Annotated in this window: 15 protein-coding genes; 8 read left to right on the forward strand and 7 right to left on the reverse strand. The window is 66.0% G+C overall.

The window, feature by feature from the left end:
- Positions 1-56: 56 nt before the first annotated feature.
- Positions 57-1,016, reverse strand: coding sequence for a bifunctional helix-turn-helix transcriptional regulator/GNAT family N-acetyltransferase (locus tag I6F28_RS24765; RefSeq protein WP_225141520.1), 960 nt, complete (start codon positions 1,014-1,016; stop codon positions 57-59).
- 63 nt (positions 1,017-1,079) lie between these two features.
- Positions 1,080-1,655 carry a glycosyltransferase family protein gene (locus tag I6F28_RS24770; RefSeq protein ID WP_128263049.1) on the reverse strand — a complete coding sequence of 192 codons (576 nt, stop codon included), beginning with the start codon at positions 1,653-1,655 and terminating at the stop codon, positions 1,080-1,082.
- Positions 1,656-1,907: 252 nt separating this feature from the next.
- On the opposite strand from I6F28_RS24770, the gene I6F28_RS24775 reads away from it, so the two are divergent.
- Entirely contained in the window at positions 1,908-2,750 is an 843-nt protein-coding gene (locus I6F28_RS24775) for an RMD1 family protein (protein ID WP_036024879.1), read from the forward strand.
- An 88-nt stretch (positions 2,751-2,838) separates the two neighbouring features.
- Here I6F28_RS24775 and I6F28_RS24780 read toward each other — a convergent pair whose 3' ends face one another.
- Both I6F28_RS24780 and I6F28_RS24785 read right to left on the reverse strand, forming a co-directional pair.
- A complete protein-coding gene (locus I6F28_RS24780) occupies positions 2,839-4,011 on the reverse strand; it encodes an acetate/propionate family kinase (RefSeq protein ID WP_225141522.1) in 1,173 nt (390 codons plus the stop codon).
- Between the two features lie 2 nt (positions 4,012-4,013).
- Complete coding sequence (locus I6F28_RS24785; RefSeq protein ID WP_225141524.1) at positions 4,014-6,428, reverse strand: phosphoketolase family protein; 2,415 nt, start codon at positions 6,426-6,428, stop codon at positions 4,014-4,016.
- Positions 6,429-6,638: 210 nt separating this feature from the next.
- Between I6F28_RS24785 and I6F28_RS24790 the strand changes: the two genes are divergently transcribed.
- From I6F28_RS24790 to I6F28_RS24805, 4 genes are all read left to right on the forward strand, one after another.
- On the forward strand, positions 6,639-7,802 hold the full coding sequence (locus I6F28_RS24790) for a PA0069 family radical SAM protein (protein WP_109144977.1): 1,164 nt from the start codon (positions 6,639-6,641) through the stop codon (positions 7,800-7,802).
- Positions 7,803-7,826: 24 nt separating this feature from the next.
- Positions 7,827-8,282, forward strand: coding sequence for a VOC family protein (locus I6F28_RS24795; RefSeq protein ID WP_225141526.1), 456 nt, complete (start codon positions 7,827-7,829; stop codon positions 8,280-8,282).
- 77 nt (positions 8,283-8,359) lie between these two features.
- Positions 8,360-9,217, forward strand: coding sequence for a ribonuclease HII (gene rnhB / locus I6F28_RS24800; RefSeq protein WP_109144975.1), 858 nt, complete (start codon positions 8,360-8,362; stop codon positions 9,215-9,217).
- 245 nt (positions 9,218-9,462) lie between these two features.
- Positions 9,463-10,971, forward strand: a complete 1,509-nt coding sequence (locus tag I6F28_RS24805) for a glycosyltransferase family 39 protein (protein ID WP_225141527.1) — start codon at positions 9,463-9,465, stop codon at positions 10,969-10,971.
- Positions 10,972-11,093: 122 nt separating this feature from the next.
- On the opposite strand, the gene I6F28_RS24810 is transcribed toward I6F28_RS24805, so the two are convergent.
- A complete protein-coding gene (locus I6F28_RS24810; protein WP_225141528.1) occupies positions 11,094-11,909 on the reverse strand; it encodes a uracil-DNA glycosylase in 816 nt (271 codons plus the stop codon).
- A 238-nt stretch (positions 11,910-12,147) separates the two neighbouring features.
- Here I6F28_RS24810 and I6F28_RS24815 point away from each other — a divergent pair, with 238 nt between their 5' ends.
- The 3 genes from I6F28_RS24815 to I6F28_RS24825 all read left to right on the forward strand — a co-directional run bounded on the left by I6F28_RS24815 (position 12,148) and on the right by I6F28_RS24825 (position 16,862).
- Positions 12,148-13,809 (forward strand): electron transfer flavoprotein-ubiquinone oxidoreductase, encoded by a 1,662-nt coding sequence (locus I6F28_RS24815; protein WP_109144973.1) that lies wholly within the window; start codon positions 12,148-12,150, stop codon positions 13,807-13,809.
- A gap of 287 nt (positions 13,810-14,096) precedes the next feature.
- Positions 14,097-15,893 (forward strand): tetratricopeptide repeat protein, encoded by a 1,797-nt coding sequence (locus tag I6F28_RS24820; RefSeq protein ID WP_036006357.1) that lies wholly within the window; start codon positions 14,097-14,099, stop codon positions 15,891-15,893.
- 84 nt (positions 15,894-15,977) lie between these two features.
- Positions 15,978-16,862, forward strand: coding sequence for a 4-(cytidine 5'-diphospho)-2-C-methyl-D-erythritol kinase (locus I6F28_RS24825; RefSeq protein ID WP_225141529.1), 885 nt, complete (start codon positions 15,978-15,980; stop codon positions 16,860-16,862).
- Here the strand turns inward: I6F28_RS24825 and I6F28_RS24830 are convergent.
- Both I6F28_RS24830 and I6F28_RS24835 read right to left on the reverse strand, forming a co-directional pair.
- Entirely contained in the window at positions 16,859-17,734 is an 876-nt protein-coding gene (locus I6F28_RS24830) for an alpha/beta fold hydrolase (protein ID WP_225141530.1), read from the reverse strand. The genes I6F28_RS24825 and I6F28_RS24830 overlap by 4 nt on opposite strands.
- Positions 17,727-18,359: a LysE family translocator gene (locus I6F28_RS24835; RefSeq protein WP_057026303.1), complete on the reverse strand. Its 633-nt coding sequence runs from the start codon at positions 18,357-18,359 to the stop codon at positions 17,727-17,729. Before I6F28_RS24835 ends, I6F28_RS24830 begins: the two co-directional genes overlap by 8 nt.
- Positions 18,360-18,402: the final 43 nt, after the last annotated feature.

Genomic DNA, 18,402 nt, shown 5'->3' on the forward strand with positions numbered 1-18,402 from the left:
TGCCCTCTCCCGCAAGGGGAGAGGGCGCAGCCACGCGCATCTCGCTCGCTGCGAGATCAGAGATCCAGCTCCCACGTCTCGCCGACCAGGTCGGCACCGAAGCTGTGATGCGGCTCCGTCGCGACCAGCTTGAATCCCGCGCTTTGATAAATCCCGCGCGCAGCCACCAAAATGCTCTGCGTCCACAGCGTCATCTTGCTGTAGCCGCGCTCGCGGGCGCCCTGGATGCATTGCTCGACGAGGGCGCGGCCGACGCCGAGGCCCCGTGCTTTCTTCTCAACCTGCAACAGGCGGAGTTTGGCGATCTCGTCCGTGGCCTTGACCAGGAACACCGAGCCGACCGGCTCGCCACCGACCTCCGCGATCCAGCAGTGCTCGCGCGCGGCGTCGTAATTCCTGATGAACTGTGCGCAGATCTCGGCGACCAGCGCCTCGTAACTGATGTCCCAATTGTAGTCCGCAGCATAGGCGGCGCCCTGGCGGGAGATCACCCAGCCCATGTCGCCGACGCGATGGCTGCGCAGCATGAAAGAAGCGGGCGGGCTTCGGCGTTGCTCCAGCACGGCCTCGATCGTGGCCATCGCCTGCGTGAGCCGGGTCGCATCGCCAGGCGAAAGCTGAGCCAGCATCGCGGCGACCTCGTTTTGCGAGTTCAGGTTCAGCTTGGCGAAAGCCTGCCGGCCTTTGGCGGTCAGGCTGAGCTGGTACTGCCTGCGGTCCGCGGGCAGCGGCTTTCGCGTGATCAGCCCCTTCTCGTCGAAGCTCTGGACGATGCGGCTGAGATAGCCGGGATCGAGACCGAGCTCGTGTCCGATCTCTTTTGCGGCAAGGTCGTCGCGATGGGCGAGCTCGTAGAGCACCCGCGCCTCGCTGAGCGAGAACGGACTCTTGCCGAGGTGCTGGTCGAGCACACCGAGCTTGCGGGTGTAAAAGCGGTTGAAGGCGCGAACCGCCGCGACGGGGTCGCCGGCAGCCTGTTCGGCCACGGCGCTTGACGGCAAAGCTTTCGATAGCATGGGATCACCTCGATATTTGCCATTGTCAATTAATTGATTGACGTTGGCAAGTATCTCGGCGCTTCAGCCGACCATGACAATCCGGCTGCGCAGCATGGTCCGGGACGACCGGCCGAGCCGCCGGAGCAGCCGCGCCTCGGAATGCCGGGCGTGGGGCGGGTATCCGCCGATCCGGTCGTAATGATCGCGCGCGATCAGCAGCCCTTGATCGCCGAGCGGGCCGACGAGCCTGCGCGCCACCGCCCAGAGGACGTCGCGCACTGCGGTATTTGCGTAAGGCGAGCGGGCATAGCGGAACACCGCGGCACGATCCCGGCCGCTGGTGGCGACGGCCTGGATGAACTGGGTGGTTTCCTCGATCCAGCCGGTTTCCAGCACAGCGCCGGCAGGCAGGAACATCAGCCAGGGCGATCGGGCCTGGAGCGCGCCGGCGGCGAGCGCAGCGCCTTGCGAATGCCCTTCGAAGCCGATGAAACGGCAGCCCGCGACGTCGGCAACGCGCTCGATAACGCCGTTGCGCGTGCCGTCGACCAGAAGCACTTCCCGGATTACGCCGGCTGTGGCGCCGGGCACCAGCGCGGCCAGGGTTGCGACCGCCGTCTGCTCGACACCTTCGGTCGGAATGATGACGCTCAGCATGATTGAGGCTTCAGTTTCCGCACTTCGGGAGAAGCGTAGCGTTGCATGATGTTGTCATAAACCCGTCGCGCTGCCGAGTGCAACTTTCGGAAGGGGCTTCGGCGTGCGATGGTAAACTGCCGCGAGTTCATCGCGGCCAGATGTGCCAGGCGCGGCTGGTAATATTGCCGAATGTTTCGGCACAAGCCGATCCTGACGGTATTAACCCCGAATGCTTCGTGGCGACGTTTCGCTGCCCGGGAGAGACTTTGCATGAACGCCGATCACCTCGCCGTTGGCACCGCGCCAACATCGCCGAAGCAGGAGGCCGCGCCGACCTTGCGGATCCGGGCGCTGATGCTGGGCGACCGCATCAACGCGTCTGGCCTCGAGATCGGCACGCTGGTGTCCTCGACGCCGGCCGCCTTCCGCGTTCATGCCGGCCTTGCCGTGATCTTTCGCTACGGCGTCGTCGTGCTGATCGGGCTGTTGCCGTCGGAGGAGAAGGTCCTCGTCGACAACCTGAGATCGCGCGTGACCGGAGAGTTCAGCCCCTACGAGGAGGAGATCGCGCAGGCGCAGCTCTGCAACGAGGAAGCCGGCGAGACGATCCAGCCGGGCGGGCCGATCTGCCTCGCCAAGTTCTCCGACGACCGGCTGCTGCTGGTTGCGGACGCACTCGCCAAGAGCACGTCGCTGGCGCGCGACGAGCGGCGCGTCGCCGCGGTCTTCGACGTCATCGAGCCGTTTGCACGGGAGCTCGCCGAGCGCGGTCGCACGCCGCAACGGCGCAAGGGTATCCTGCAATTGATCGGCAACGCGCTGCTGGTGCAGCAGCGGGTCGCCGGCCGCGTCGCCGTCGCCGAGAAGCCCGACGTGCTCTGGGAGAAGCCCGAGCTCGACCGGCTCTATTCGCGCCTGGAGGACGAATACGAACTGAAGGAGCGCCTCGACACGCTCGAGCGCAAGCTTGCCGCGGTGTCGGAGACCGCCAACGCGCTGACCGATATCATCGATACCCAGCGCTCGCTCCGCCTGGAGATCGCCGTCGTGGTGCTGATCCTGATCGAGGTCGCGATGGGGACTTTTCAGCTCCTGACCGGCCGCGGTCACTAAGCATGATGAGATCAGGTTTGATTGCTATAACGTAAGTGCACTCCCTCTCCCGCTTGCGGAGAGGGTGTTTTCGCAACGGGATAACGCCCTAGATCAGAGCCGCGCAATGGCGCGCGATCATCATCTCTTCGTTGGTGGGAATGACGAAGACCTCGACCATGCTGCCGCTGCCGTTGATGCGCTCGCGCGCGGCATCGTTGCTTGCGGCGTCGATGCGCACGCCCATCCAGGCGAGACGCTCGCCGATCGCGCCGCGGATCTCCTTGGCATGTTCGCCGATGCCGCCGGTGAAGATCAGGCAGTCCAGGCCGCCGAGCGTGGCCGCCATCATCGCGACCTGCTGCGCCGCACGGAAGGTGAAGAGATCCACGGCTTCACGCGCCGCAGCCTCGCGGCTCGCCAGCAGCGTGCGCATGTCGGCGGATATCCCTGAGACGCCGAACAGGCCTGACTCGTGATAGAGCAGGTGCTGGACATCCTCGACCGACATGTTCTCGTGCTGTTGCAGATAGAGCAGCACGCCCGGATCGATCGTACCGCAACGCGTGCCCATCACGAGGCCGTCGAGCGGCGTCAGCCCCATCGTGGTGTCGATGCTGTGGCCATCGCGCAGGGCGCAGAGGCTGGCGCCATTGCCGAGATGCGCGATGACAGTGCGCTTGGCCACGAGCTCCGGCGCGATCTCGGCCAGGCGTCCCGCGACATATTCGAACGAGAGGCCGTGAAAGCCGTACCGCCTGACGCCACGCGCCTCGAATCGCCGGGGAATGGCGAAGCGGCTCGCCGGCGGCGCGAGGCCGTGGTGGAAGGCGGTGTCGAAGCACGCGATCTGCGTCAGCTCGGGCCGGATCGCCGCGAGCGTTCGCGCCGGCGCGAGGCAGCGCGGCTGGTGCAGCGGCGCCAGCGGCGTCAAGGCCTCCAGTTTCGCAATGATGTCGTCTGTCAGGACCTCCGGGCCTGAATAATCCGGCCCGCCGTGGACGATGCGATGGCCGATGGCCCGCAGGCTGCGTCCACCGAACCGGTCCTCGATGAAGGTGAGTACGTCCGCGAACAGATGGCCGCCGGCTGCCGCCGGCGCCTGCTTGCTTGTCTCGAACAGGTCTTCGCCCCTGGGGCCCTTCACCACCAGCCGGGGTTTGGCCTCGTGCTCGTCCAGCAGGCCCTTGCAGAGCAGGGCGGGCTCGGCCGCCGCGACATCGAACAGGCCGAACTTGATGCTCGACGATCCCGAGTTGAGGACGAGGACCGTGTCCGACATCGCTAATCGCCGGCCTCGGCCGGCGTGTTGCCGCCGGCGCTGTTTTGCCAGACCCAGTCACGAATCTCAGGCATGTCTTCACCGTGCTCGCGGACATAACGGGAGTGTTCGATCAGTCTGTCGCGGAATTGCTGCTTCACCTGAGCGGCCTTGGTCGCCAGTCCCGGCACGCGTTCGATCGCCTCGATCGCGAGGTGGTAGCGGTCGAGTTCGTTGAGCACGACCATGTCGAAGGGCGTCGTCGTGGTGCCCTCCTCGGCAAAGCCGCGCACATGCATGCCGGCATGGTTGGTGCGATTATAGGTCAGCCGGTGAATGAGATAGGGATAGCCGTGATAGGCAAAGATCACAGGCTTGTCGCGCGTGAACAGGCTGTCGAAGTCGCGGTCGGACAGGCCGTGCGGATGCTGCTCCCTCGGCTGCAGCGTCATGAGGTCGACGACGTTGACGACGCGGATCTTCAAGTCCGGCAGCGCCTTGCGTAGGAGGTCGACGGCAGCGAGCGTCTCCAGCGTCGGCACGTCGCCGGCGCAGGCCATGACGACGTCGGGCTCGCCCTTTCCGTCCTCCGTGCCCGCCCAGGTCCAGATGCCGATGCCGGCATCGCAATGCGTCGCCGCGTCCTGCATCGACAGCCATTGCGGCGCCGGCTGCTTGCCGGCGACGATTACGTTGATGCGGTTATAGGTGCGCAGGCAGTGGTCGGCGATCCAGAGCAGCGTGTTGGCATCCGGCGGGAAGTAGATGCGGACGATGTCGGCCTTCTTGTTGGCGACGAGATCGACGAAACCGGGGTCCTGATGGCTGAAGCCGTTATGGTCCTGGCGCCAGACATGCGAGGTCAGCAGATAATTGAGCGAGGCGATCGGACGCCGCCACGGCAGCTCCCGCGTCACCTTCAGCCATTTGGCGTGCTGGTTGAACATGGAATCCACGATGTGGATGAAGGCCTCGTAGCAGGAGAAGAAGCCGTGCCGTCCGGTGAGCAGATAGCCCTCCAGCCAGCCCTGGCAGAGATGCTCGCTCAGCACCTCCATGACGCGGCCGTCCTGGGCGAGGTGCACGTCGTAAGGCTCGGTGGGCTCCATCCAGACGCGTTCGGTGGCTTCGAACACTGCGTCGAGCCGGTTCGATGCCGTCTCGTCCGGGCCCATGATGCGGAAGTTGCGCTCCTTCGCGTTGAGGCGGATGACATCGCGCAGGAATTTGCCGAGCTCGCGCGTCGCTTCCGCAACGACTTCGCCGGGCTGCGTCACCTCGATCGCGAAGCTGCGGAAGTCGGGCAGCTTCAGCTCCTTCTTCAGCACGCCGCCATTGGCATGCGGATTGGCGCCCATGCGCCTGACGCCTTCGGGCGCAAGCGCCTGAAGCTCGGCAACGAGCGCGCCGTTGCCATCGAACAGCTTTTCCGGCTCGTAACTGCGCATCCAGTCTTCGAGCACCTTGAGATGCTCCGGGTTCTCGCGGCAGCCTGCGACTGGCACCTGATGCGCGCGCCAGAAGCCCTCCACCTTCTTGCCGTCGACCTCCTTCGGGCCGGTCCAGCCCTTGGGGCTGCGCAGCACGATCATCGGCCAGCGCGGCCGCTCGACGGTTGTGCGGCCGTCGCGGGCATGTTGCTGGATCGAGCGGATGCTGGCGAATGCAACGTCGAGCGCATCGGCCATGGCCTGGTGCATCAATTTGGGATCGTCGCCGCTGACGAACAGCGGCTCGTGGCCGAACCCGCGCAAGAGGTCGCGGATCTCCGCGTCCTGCATCCGCCCAAGCACGGTGGGGCCCGCGATCTTGTAGCCGTTGAGATGCAGGATCGGCAGCACCGCCCCGTCATGGGCAGGGTTCAGGAACTTGTTGGAGTGCCAGGACGCAGCGAGCGGGCCGGTCTCGGCCTCGCCGTCGCCGACCACGCAGGCGACAATCAAATCCGGGTTGTCGAATGCGGCGCCATAGGCGTGCACCAGCGCATAGCCGAGCTCGCCGCCCTCGTGGATCGAGCCCGGCGTTTCCGGCGCCGCGTGGCTCGGGATGCCGCCGGGGAAGGAGAACTGCCGAAACAGCTTGCGCAATCCGTCCGCGTCGCGCGCAATATCGGGATAGATCTCGCTGTAGCTGCCTTCGAGATAAGTGTTGGCGACCATGCCCGGACCGCCATGGCCGGGACCGCAGACATAGATCACGCTGACATCGAGCGCGCGGATGACGCGGTTGAGATGGGCATAGATGAAGTTCAGCCCCGGCGTCGTGCCCCAATGTCCGAGCAGACGCGGCTTGATGTGCTCGGGCCGCAGCGGCTCGCGCAGCAGCGGATTGTCGAGCAGGTAGATTTGCCCGACCGAGAGGTAGTTGGCGGCGCGCCAATAGCGATCGAGCAGATCGAGGTCGCTGCTCGCTTCGGCCGTTTTTTGTTGGATTGTCATGTTCCTGCCGACCTTCACTTCGCGATCGTCACCAACCCGGTTCCGGGGCGATCGATCCGTCGGGCATGAAACGGGATGGTCGTGACGGCCGTGTTGCGTGAGGTCAAAGGCAGGCGCGCGAAGTTTGGGCAGCTCTACTGTGCATGGGGTTGTTTTCACGTTTTTGGTTTGTGTTCTTGATTTGTTCCTATGTCGTGCTATCTTGGCTGCATGAGTCCAGCATCCTCTCATGCTCTCAAGCACCCGCCGGTCACGGCGCCCTCCGAGCCGGCGGGTGCGCCTTCAGATTTCCCCGAGCTTGGCGTCGCCATCGACCGCGCCCGACGGCGAGGGCGGGGCGCGCAGTCCAACGCCAGCGGCCGTTACGAGGCCGAGGCGCGCGTCGCTTTCGACGACGGCTGGCAGAGCCTCGACGAGCTGCCGCCGTTCAAGACGAGTGTCGCCATCGACACCTCGCGCAAGGTGATCACCCGCAACGATTCCCCCGACATCGGTTTCGACCGCTCGATCAATCCCTATCGCGGCTGCGAGCACGGCTGCGTCTATTGCTTCGCGCGGCCGACCCACGCCTATCTCGGTCTGTCGCCGGGGCTCGACTTCGAGTCGAAACTGTTCGTGAAGCCCGAGGCGCCTTCGCTGCTCGAGAAGGAGCTTGCGGCTCCCGGCTACGAGCCGCGGATGATCGCGATCGGCACCAACACCGATCCCTACCAGCCGATCGAGCGCGAGCGCAAAATCATGCGCGGCATTCTGGAAGTGCTGGAGCGCGCAGGGCATCCCGTCGGCATCGTCACCAAGTCGGCGCTGGTGCTGCGCGACATCGACATTCTCCAGCGGATGGCCAAGCGCAACCTCGCCAAGGTCGCGATCTCGGTCACCTCGCTCGATCCGAAGCTGGCGCGCACCATGGAGCCGCGGGCCTCGACGCCGCCGAAACGGCTGGAGGCGCTCAAGCAGCTCTCGGACGCCGGCATTCCCACCACGGTGATGGTCGCGCCCGTGATCCCGGCACTGAACGATTCCGAGATCGAGCGCATCCTCGACGCCGCCGCCCATGCCGGGGTCAAGGAAGCCGCCTATGTGCTGCTGCGGCTGCCACTGGAGGTGCGCGATCTCTTCCGCGAATGGCTGATGGCGAACTATCCGGACCGCTATCGCCACGTCTTCACCCTGATCCGAGACATGCGCGGCGGGCGCGACTACGACGCCAAATGGGGCGAGCGGATGAAGGGCACCGGACCGATGGCTTGGACCATCGGCCGCCGCTTCGAGATCGCCTGCGAGAGGCTCGGCCTCAACAAGCGGCGCTCCAAGCTGACCATTGATCACTTTGCGCGGCCGAAGCGGAACGGTGATCAGCTCAGCCTGTTTTGAGCGGACACGTGCAAGAGGTGTCGCATGCTCAAGGAACTCGCGGTGCCGGTGCCGCGGCTGACCGTCATCACGCTCGGTGTGAACGACATCCGCGCCAGCATCGCCTTCTACGACGCGCTCGGTTTCTCGCGCCGGCTGAAGGAGACCGGCGAGGCGGTTGCGTTCTACGACACCGGCGGTCCGGTGCTAGCGCTTTATCACTGGGATCGGCTCGCCGCAGACGCGTCCTTGGAGGACCAGCCGAGGCCCACGACCTTTCGCGGCATGACGCTTGCCTGGAATTGCGTGACCCGCGAGGAGGTCGACGAGGTGCTGGCATTCGCCGTCGAGAAGGGGGCCACCTTGCTGAAGGCGGCGCACGCGACCGATTACGGCGGCTATTGCGGCTATTTTGCCGATCCCGATGCACATGTCTGGGAAGTCGTGGTCGCACCCGGCATCGAGGTGGGCGAGGACCGGCGGGTGCATCTGGCGGAGTAGGGCGGGCGGCCTGAATAACGGGAATATCGTGGGTTCCCGGTTGCGCTGGCGAAGCCCCCTGGCGCACGATCCCGGCCATGATTCGGGACCCCTCCGCCAAGACCCCAGCCAAAGCCGCGCCGAAGAAAAAGGCCGCGCCGAAGGCTGTGCCCGCCAAGGCGGCAAAGATATCTGCGGCCGATGCTGCGAAGGTCCCTGCCGGTAGGAAAGGCATCATTGCCGTTGCTGCCCCCAGCTTCCGCCGCGAGCGCGTGCTGATCAAGCGCGGCGTCTGGCCGGTCGCGGGCTGCGACGAGGCTGGCCGCGGCCCGCTCGCAGGCCCCGTGGTGGCCGCCGCGGTGATTCTCGATCCCGACCGGATTCCCCGCGGCATCGACGATTCCAAGCGCCTGACCGCCGAGGAGCGCGAAAAGCTGTTCGACAAGATCTGCGCCACCGCGCAGGTCTCGGTCGCCGTCGCCTCGCCGGCGCGAATCGACCGCGACAACATCCTGCGCGCCTCGCTGTGGGCGCTGAAGCGCGCCGTGGTGGCCCTGCCCGAGGCGCCCAGGCACGTCTTCGTCGACGGCCGCGACCGGCTCGACACCGCATGCGACTGCGAGGCCGTGATCGGCGGCGACGGTATCGTGCTCTCGATCGCGGCGGCCTCCATCGTCGCCAAGGTCACCCGGGACCGGCTGATGTGCGCACTGGCGCAGGACTGCCCGGGCTACGGCTTCGAGCAGCACAAGGGCTACGCCGTCCCCGAGCATCTCGACGCGCTTGATCGCCTCGGCCCTTCCATCCACCACCGCAGCTTCTTCGCTCCCGTCGCCGCCGCCCGCGCCAAGCACATGCCCTGGACCGTCGAGCCGGTGCAGGATCTGTTCTCGGTCACCGAGGTCGAGGTGCAGGTGGAGGCGAGCGTCGAGATCGACGCTTCCGTAAATCTCTAGCGATCCTCCTACAGCTTTCCCATCCGTCATGGCCGGGCTTGACCCGGCCACCCACGTCTTACCAGCGGCACGAAGAACGTGGATGCCCGCGCCTTCGCCGCGCCGAAGCGGCTTCGGCCGCGCAGGCGGGACAAGCCCGGGCATGACGAACTGCGGCGGTTGCCACAACCCGTGACGCCCTTTATCAAAACAGACGTGAGCGAATAGGGCCGGCTGGACGGGTTGGCTGCACCTTCGGACGTTGCATGCGGTTTACCTCCCTGGTCATCGAGCTCATTCGCGCCCGGCCGCGGCTGATCGTTTGGATTGCGGTGCTGCTGCAGGCTGCGATGTGGCTGTTCGTGGCGCTGGTGTTCTACCGCAGCCCGCCCGGCACTCTCGCGACCCTTCTGGCCTTCGGCAGGGAATACCAGGTCGGCACCGATCTCGGCCCGCCGCTTGCCATCTGGCTCGCCGACATCGCCTATCGCGCCGCCGGCGGCCACATGCTCGGCGTCTATGTGCTCGCCCAGCTCTGCGAGATCGCGACCTTCATCGCGCTCTATCATCTCTCCCGTGCCGTGGTCGGCTCGCAGCAGGCGGTGCTCGCCGTGCTCCTGACCATGACGGTGCTGGCCTTCTCCTCGTCCGCGCTGGACTTCGGTCCGCTGATCCTGGCGCGGCCGCTCTGGGCGCTCTTGCTGCTGCACTCCTGGCAGATCATCGGCCAGCGCCGAGGCAATGCGTGGTTCGCCTGGTCGATCGAAGCCGGCCTCCTGCTGCTGACGACGCCCGCCGCGATCTTCCTGCTGCTGCTGATCGTCGTCTTCGCGGTCTCGACCGCCGGCGGCCGCCGGACGCTGCGCGGACTCGATCCGCTGTTCGCGCTAATCGTCGTCGCCGTGCTGGCGCTGCCCTATGCGGTCTTTCTGATGCGGGCCGAGACGCCGACGCTGCCGGCCTTGCCGCCAGTCGCCGAGCTCAACGACCGCGCGCTGCATGCGGTCTGGCTGCTCGGCGGCCTCGTGCTCGGGGCGGCGGCGATCCCGGCGCTGACCTTTCTCAACACCGGAATGTTCGCCGGCAAGGGCGAGGAGCCGCCGATCATCTACCGCCCGCCGGTCGAGCCGCTCGCGCGCAACTTCGTCTATTTCTTCGCGTTCGCTCTGCCGCTCGGCGCAGTGCTGATCTCCGGCCTGCTGGGGCTCGATTCCGTCGTCGGCGGCCCCGGCGTCGTGCTGATCATGACGGGGCTCGCCGTGGTCGTCGCGGCCGGCGATCTCATCGCGATGCGCCGCGCGCGCATGCTGCGCATGGTCTGGGCCGCCGCCGTTGCCGCGCCCGCCGCCGGCGTGGTGCTCGGCGTCTTGTTCCTGCCCTGGACGGGCACTAGCGAAATTGCGACCTCGATGCCGGCGCGCGCGATCTCGGACTTCTTCGACGAGAGCTTCGCCCGCCGCACCAACCATCGCCTGCGCGCCGTCGCCGGCGAGACCCAGCTCGCTAGCCTGATCGCGCTGCATTCCGGCCGGCCGCATTTGTTCATCGACGCCGCCCCCGCGCGGACGCCGTGGATGAGCCAGACCAAGTTCAGCGAGACCGGCGGCGTCGTGGTCTGGCGCGCCTCCGATACCGCGGGCACGCCGCCGCCGGAGATCCTCAAGCGCTTTCCCGGCATCGTGCCGGAAGTCCCGCGCGCCTTCGAATGGCTGGTGACCGGCCGCCAGCAGCTGTTGCGCATCGGCTGGGCCATCGTGCGGCCGAAGGGGACGTAGGTCGGTGTCATTCCGGGGCGCGGCGAAGCCGCGAGCCCGGAATCCATTCATCCACCAACTCTGCCGCTCGATGGATTCCGGGCTCTCGCTTCGCGAGCCCCGGAATGACGGCGTGGGCGTCGTTACACGGCGCCCTGCGCCAGCGCCTTCGCAATCGCCCGCAGATCCTGCCAGGCCAGCCGCTTGTAGGCCGGCGAGCGCAAGAGATAGGCCGGGTGAAACGTCGGCAGCGCGCGGATCACGCGCTGGCCGGTGTCGTAGTCGAACCAGCGCCCGCGCGTGCGCATGATGCCTTCGCGCGTCGACAGCAGCGTCTGCGTCGAAGGGTTGCCGAGCGTCACCAGCACGTCGGGGTTCACCAGCTCGATCTGGCGCTGGATGAAGGGCAGGCAGATTTGCGTCTCCTGCGGCGTCGGCGTGCGGTTGCCGGGCGGCCGCCAGGGAATGACGTTGGCGATGTAGGCGGTGGTGCGGTTGAGGCCGATGGCTCCGATCATCAGATCGAGCAGCTTGCCGCTGCGCCCGACGAAAGGCAGTCCCTCGATGTCCTCGTCGCGGCCCGGCGCCTCGCCGACGAACATGATGCGCGCCTGCGGGTTGCCATCGGCAAACACCAGCCGCGTCGCGGTGTGCTTCAACGCGCAGCCCTCGAAATTCTGCATCAGCTCGCGCAGCGCCTCCAGGGTCGGCGCGGTGCGTGCAGCCTCGCGTGCCGAGGCGATGGCGACGTCCGGTGCAGGCGCGGCTTCGCCGCGCATGACCGCGGGCGCGGCGACCGGCCGCGGCGCTTCGGCTGGCGGGGCCGCGCGCGGGCTGGGTGGCGGCGCATCGATTTCCGCCAGGCGGTCTATCGGTTCCTCCGCGAGCGCGCAGTCGACACCGGCCTCCAGATAGAAGGCGAGCAGCTCTCGGACGGTGGGTGCGGGTTCGGGGATCATGGGAAAGTCTGACTTTTATAGCATAGCGTTTTCAAGCGAGGTGGACACCGGTTCGCGTGAAGAAAACGCGTTAAGAAATGATCGGGACCTCCCCGGTTCTGGCGTACCAGAACCGGGGGTGGTCCCGTTTGGGCGGCCTTGCATCCCGGCGGAACGCGATTCCGAGGTTGTCCTACCCGGAAAAATCGGAAACAAGAGGGCGCAAACGACCAAGGACCGTCTCAAGGGCTGAGATCAGATGAGCACCGAAGAACTTCCCCCGCGCGAATCCATGGAATTCGACGTCGTCATCGTCGGCGCCGGCCCGTCGGGTCTGTCGGCCGCGATCCGGCTCAAGCAGCTCAACGCCGAGCTCAACGTCGTCGTGGTGGAGAAGGGCTCCGAGGTTGGTGCGCACATCCTCTCGGGCGCCGTGATCGATCCCGCGGGCCTCGACAAGCTGATCCCGGACTGGCGCGAGGATGCCGACTGCCCGCTGAAGACGCAGGTCAAGGACGACCGCTTCTACTGGATGACCGGCGGCGGCGCGATCAAGCTGCCGAATTTCATGATGCCGCCGCTGATGAACAATCATCACTGCTACATCGGCTCGCTCGGCAATGTCTGCCGCTGGCTGGCGCGCAAGGCCGAGGCGCTTGGCGTCGAGATCTATCCGGGCTTTGCGGCGGCCGAGGTGCTCTATGACGAGGAGGGCAAGGTCAAGGGCATCGCCACCGGCGACATGGGCATCGGCCGCGACGGCAAGCCGAAGGATTCCTTCACCCGCGGCATGGAATTGCTCGGCAAGTACACGCTGTTCGCCGAAGGCGCCCGCGGCAGCCTGACCAAGCAGCTCATCAACAAGTTCGCGCTCGACGCCAAGAGCGAGCCGCCGAAGTTCGGCATCGGCCTCAAGGAGGTCTGGCAGATCGATCCCGCCAAGCACCAGAAGGGCTTGATCCAGCATTCATTCGGCTGGCCGCTTGACCTCAAGACCGGTGGCGGCTCGTTCCTTTATCACTACGACGACAATCTCGTCGCCGTCGGCTTCGTCGTGCATCTGAACTACGACGATCCCTATCTGTCCCCATTCGACGAATTCCAGCGCTTCAAGACCCATCCCTCGATCCGCGGCACCTTCGAAGGCGCCAAGCGGCTCGCCTACGGCGCGCGCGCGATCACCGAGGGTGGCTATCAGTCGGTGCCGAAGCTGAGCTTCCCCGGCGGCGCGCTGATCGGCTGCGCGGCCGGCTTCGTCAACGTGCCGCGCATCAAGGGCGTGCACAATGCGATGGGCACTGGCATGCTGGCTGCCGAACATGTTGCGGCCGCGCTCGCCGCCGACCGCGCCAATGACGAGCTCGTCGAATACGAGAACGCCTGGCGTTCCTCATCGGTCGGCAAGGACCTGTTCCTGGTCCGCAACGTCAAGCCATTGTGGTCGAAGTTCGGCACCGTGCTCGGCGTCGCGCTGGGCGGCTTCGACATGTGGTGCAATACGCTGTTCGGCGCCTCACTGTTTGGCACGCAGTCGCACGTCAAGCCCGACCGCGCCACGCTCGATTCGGCCAAGAGCCACGCGCCCAGGAACTACCCGAAGCCCGACGGCAAGATCACGTTCGACAAGCTGTCCTCGGTGTTTTTGTCCAACACCAATCACGAGGAGGACCAGCCGATCCATCTGAAGGTCACGGACATGAACCTCCAGAAGACGTCCGAGCACGACGTCTATGCCGGCCCCTCGAACCGCTATTGCCCGGCTGGCGTCTATGAATGGATCGAGGAGGGCTCCGGCCCGCGCTTCCAGATCAACGCCCAGAACTGCGTCCACTGCAAGACCTGCGACGTGAAGGATCCCAACGGCAACATCACCTGGGTTCCCCCGGAGGGCGGCGGCGGCCCGAACTACGAGGCGATGTGAGGACATCGCAGGTGACCAGGCGCACGTTCCCGTGAGGACGAGGCTGCGGCGACCCGCCGCGGCCACGATAAGGCCATAGTGGCGGCGTCTTGGGGCGCTGGCGCGGTTTCAATGGGCCGGTTTGGGCGTGCGGAGGGGATCTTCCCGGGTCCGAATCCTTGCGGCGAAGCGCCAAAAGCGGCATTGTCGGCCTGACGGTTCCGGGCCCGGATGTCACCGGCCGCGTTCGCTTGCGATACGGTCTTCTGCTGCAAACCCAGGCACCACCCAACTCAAGGCGAGCCCTGATGTTTTCAAATCGTTTCAACCGCTGGACTGCTGCCGCCATCGCCCTCATGGGCACCGCGATCGCGACGGTCCCCGGCGCGGTCCTGGCGCAGACGCCGGATCATCCGGAAAACACGGCGGCGCAATTTCCGACGCGAAACGATCTGAAGTCGCTCACCGGCGCCGGCAGCTATCTCGCCGCCCGCCATGCTAGCGTTGAGCGCGACGCGACCTCGGCCGCCGCATTCTACCGTTCGGCGCTCCGCACCGATCCCAAGAACAACGAGCTGCTCGACCGTGCCTTCATCTCGTCGGTCGCCGACGGCGACATCGAGGAGGCGGTCAAGCTCGCCGAGCGCATCCTCACCATCGACAAGACCAACCGCGTCGCCCGTCTCGTCGTCGGCGTGCACGATCTCAAGCTGAAGAAGTACGTCGCGGCGCAGACCAACATCAACCAGTCGATCCGTGGTCCGATCACCGATCTCGTCGCCACGCTGCTGTCGGGCTGGGCCGCCTATGGTGCGGGCGATGCCAAGGGTGGTGTCGCCACCATCGACAAGCTGACAGGTCCGGAATGGTATCCACTGTTCAAGGATCTCCACACCGGCATGATCCTGGAGCTCTCCGGCAAGGAGAAGGACGCCGGCACGCGCTTCGAGCGCGCCTACAAGCTCGACGATTCCATGCTGCGCGTGACCGAGGCCTATGCGCGCTGGCTGTCGCGCAACAAGGATTCCGCCGCGGCGACCAATATCTACCAGGCCTTTGACAAGAAGCTGGCACGCCATCCGCTGATCCAGGAAGGCCTGCGCGAAACCAAGGCCGGCAAGAAGATGCCGCCGCTGGTCGATTCCGCGCAGGCCGGCGCCGCCGAAGCGCTCTACGGCATCGGCGCGACGCTGACCCGCCGCGGTGGCGAGGATCTGGCGCTGGTCTATCTCCAGCTCTCGCTCTACCTGCAGCCGACGCATCCGCTGGCACTGCTGTCGCTCGCCGATCTCTACGAATCGGTCAAGCGGCCGAAGATGGCGATCAAGGTCTACGAGCGCGTGCCCGCCAACTCGCCGCTCAAGCGCAACGCGCAGATTCAGCTCGCCATCGATCTCGATTCCGCCGACCGCACCGACGAGGCGATCAAGATCCTCAAGGGCGTCACCTCGGAGGATCCCAAGGACCTCGAAGCCATCATGGCGCTCGGCAACATCGAGCGCGGCCGCAAGCGGTTCGGCGATTGCGGCGCGACCTATTCACGAGGCATCGAGGTGCTGCCGCCCGGCAACGACAAGGCCAACAGCGTCTGGTACTATTATCGCGGCATCTGCCAGGAGCGCTCCAAGCAATGGGCCAAGGCCGAGGCCGACATGAAGAAGGCGCTGGAGCTGCAGCCCGATCAGCCGCACGTCCTCAACTATCTCGGCTATTCCTGGATCGACCAGGGCGTGAATCTCGACGAAGGCATGAAGATGATCAAGCGGGCCGTCGAGCAGCGTCCCGACGACGGCTACATCGTCGATTCCCTCGGCTGGGCCTATTACCGCATCGGCAATTTCGAGGAGGCAGTGAAGAACCTCGAACGCGCGATCGATCTCAAGCCCGAGGATCCGACCATCAACGACCACCTCGGCGACGCCTATTGGCGCGTCGGCCGCACGCTGGAGGCAAAATTCCAGTGGTCGCATGCGCGCGATCTCAAGCCCGAGCCGGAAGAGCTGCCGAAGATCGAGGCCAAGATCGCCAACGGCCTTCCCGACGACAATTCGAACTCTTCTGCGGCGCAGGCCGAAAAGAAGAAGGACGACGGCAGGGGCGGCTAAGCTAGGCGCATGATCCGGAAAAGTGTGGAGCGGTTTTCCGATCAGATCATGCGCAAACAAGTGAGTCTTGGGGGCTGATCGCCAATGTCGGCGTTGATTGAAGAGGGACGGGCGAAGGTCAATTTGAGCCTTCGCGTCGTCGGCCGTCGTGCCGATGGTTATCATGATCTCGAAAGCGTGGTCGCGTTTGCCGACTGCGCCGACCGGCTCACCTTGGAGCCGGGCGGGGAGCTGAAGCTCACCACGACTGGGCCGCTGGCTGCCGCCTGCGGCCACACAGCCGACAATCTCGTGCTCAAGGCCGCCAAGCTCCTTGCCGAGGCGATCCCTGGCCTGCAGCTGGGCGCCTTCGCGCTCGACAAGGTGCTCCCTGTTGCAGCCGGCATCGGCGGCGGCTCGGCGGATGCCGCGGCCGCGCTGCGGCTCCTGGCGCGTCTCAACGATCTGTCGCTCGATGATCCCCGCATTCAGAAGGTCGCGCTCGCAACCGGCGCCGACGTGCCGGTGTGCCTCCTCTCGCGCGCCTGCGACATGACCGGCGTCGGCGAGCAGCTGCTGCCGCTCGCGCTGCCGAGCATGCCTTGCGTCATGGTCAATCCGCGTGTGCCTGTCGCCACCAAGGACGTGTTCCAGGCGCTGGGCCTGCGCAACGGCGAGCTCCTGGTCGGCGTCACCGACGTCATCCGCGCTCCGGCCTGGCCGGAGGAGGGTGCCTCGATTTCCGATTGGGTCGAGGTTCTCGAGACCGTCGCCAACGATCTCGAAGCGCCCGCGCTGCGGATCGAGCCTGTGATCGGCGAGGTGCTGGACGCCTTGCGCGATTCCGCCGGCGTCAAGCTCGCCCGCATGTCCGGCTCGGGCGCGACGTGCTTTGCGATCTACGGCGCATCTGAGGAGGCACATGCCGCGGCCGAAACGATCCGGCGCGATCACCCGGCCTGGTGGGTGCATGCGGGCACGTTGAGCTAGCCTTCGTCCTCATTGAGCTCGAGAAACCGCCGGATCTCACCCAACACCTCCTGCGGCTTGTCGTGCTGCAGCCAGTGTCCCGCCCCGGCAATAGTCTTAACGCTCGCGTTCTGGAAGTATCGCTCCAGGCCGGCGGAGCGAGCGCCCGCTAGAAAGCTTTCGCCGGCATTGAGCAGCAGCGTCGGGCACGTGATCCGCGACCACAGCTCGATGTGATCGTCGGGCCAGAGCCGATGTGGCGCGGAGGCGCGCTGATAGGGATCGAATTTCCAGCTGTAGCTGCCGTCCTCGTTCTGCCGCGCGCCATGCCTGGCGAGATGCAGCGCGAGGTCCCGTGACAGGCGCTTGTTGTGAAGCACCATCTGCGCGGCCGCGTCCTCGAGGCTCGGATAGCGGCGCGGGGTGCGGTCGTGGAGCTTGTCGAGCTGGCTAACCCATCTGCCGATGCGCTCATGCGCCGGCGGCTTCGGTGTGTCCGGCAACATGGTCACGCCGTCGAGGACGACGAGCCTCGTGACCTGTTCGGGGAATGCGCCCGAAAAGATCAGGCTCACCATGCCCCCCATCGAATGGCCGATGAGAGTGACCTGAGGCGTGGCTAAGGTGCGAACCAGCTGCGCGACATCGTAGACATATTCGGTGAGTGCGTAGCTGCCGCCTTTCGTCCAGTCGGAATCGCCGTGACCACGGAGGTCGGGCGCGACGACGCGAAAATGCGGTTGCAGCGAGCGCGCGATGTGATCCCAGCTGCGGCAATGATCGCGGCCGCCGTGCACCAGGATGGCGACCGGTGCACCCTCGTTGCCCCAGTCGGCGTAGTGCAGCCGCAGGCCGTGCGATTCATAGAAGCGGCTTTGCGGGGCGCTAGCCATTGGCCGGCCGCCGCGCCAGGGCGAGCGAGAGGCCGAGGCCCGCGATGAAGACGCCGGAGCCCTGCGTGAGGCGACGCATCAGAAGCGGCCGTCCGGTCAGCTGCGCGCGCGTCGCGGAGGCCATCAGCACCACCACGACATCGGCGAGCGTGTTCAGGGCCACGGAGATCGCACCGAGCAGGATGAATTGCAGCGTTGGGTTCGAGTCCGACGGATCGAGAAACTGTGGAATGAAGGCGAGGAAGAATGCCGCGGTCTTCGGATTGAGCGCTTCGACCAGTACGCCGTCGCGAAATGCGCGCTTGTCGCCGATCGGCTCGCTCCCGAGCGACAGGTTGTTGCCGGCGCTGCGAAACGTCTTGATGCCGAGCCAGACCAGATAGAGCGCGCCGACGAATTTCACGGCGGCAAACAGCTCCGCGCTGGCCAGGATGATGGCGGAGATGCCGAGGCTGCCCGCGACCACATGAACCAGTCCGCCCAGCGCCGTGCCCGCGGTCGAGGCGAAGCCGCTGCCACGCCCCTCCGACAAGGTTCGCGCCGCGACGTAAAAAATGCCAGGGCCGGGAACGGCGGCAATGAGGAGAGCTGCGGCCAGGAACAGCCAGAAATTCGTTTCGATCATGCCGTTTTCGTAGCGGAGCGGGCGGCGATTGCAAGGCCTCTCG

Source organism: Bradyrhizobium sp. NBAIM14, from assembly GCF_020193895.1.
In the GTDB taxonomy this organism is placed as follows: Bacteria; Pseudomonadota; Alphaproteobacteria; order Rhizobiales; family Xanthobacteraceae; genus Bradyrhizobium; species Bradyrhizobium yuanmingense.